1 protein-coding gene and 1 pseudogene are annotated in these 680 nt (G+C 58.1%); both read right to left on the minus strand.

Features of this window, described 5'->3' with window-relative positions; all coding sequences use genetic code 11:
* On the minus strand, nucleotides 1-351 hold a 351-nt coding region (locus tag AC1DWI_RS25500), incomplete at its 3' end, for a hypothetical protein (protein WP_477726231.1).
* A gap of 51 nt (nucleotides 352-402) precedes the next feature.
* Nucleotides 403-680, minus strand: a pseudogene (locus AC1DWI_RS25505) (DNA helicase II); the annotation flags it as partial.

Genomic DNA, 680 nt, shown 5'->3' on the forward strand with positions numbered 1-680 from the left:
GGTCTTGGCGTCGTTCAGCGCTAGGTGCAGCAGAATCCTGGGCGCATGGGCCTTGATAACCCTGTGCATCAACACGCCGACGACGACCATCGGCAGGCCCACCCAGAGGTAGCCGTACATGGAAAGCACCACACCGATGCCCAGGAGGGGCAAGGAAATGCCGACAACAAACAGGCGGTGCTTGACGTATTTTTGCGCACGCTCCGGATTCACGATCACGCGGAACCGGCCGTGCGGCAGGCCGGTGCGGAATTCCTGGTGCGGAACATAAATCGCTGACGGGCTTTCAGGGGGTTCAGTGCCTTCACTTTTTCCGGTCTCGATTCCGGTTTCGGAATTTGTCTCTGTCATTTTTTTTCCCGTCAGTTTGAATTCAACAAAATGCCGCAAGCGGCGCGGCAACTACACCACCGTCAGCTTGGCCACGCTCAGGGCCAGCCACTTCACGCCATGGCGTGTGAAGTTGATCTGTGCGCGCGCATCGTCGCCGCTGCCCTCCAGCATCAGCACTTTTCCTTCGCCGAACTTGGCATGGAACACTTCCATGCCGCTTTTGAGTCCATGCGAAGGCGCATTCTTCTGAGGCGGCACCGGTGGGTTGGCAAAACGCTCTGCGCTGCCGGATTTTGAAGAAAAAACGCCGCTAGCCCAATCTCCACGTGCGCCACCAGCTCCTGAAT

This window comes from Polaromonas sp. P3_C2, from assembly GCF_056402675.1.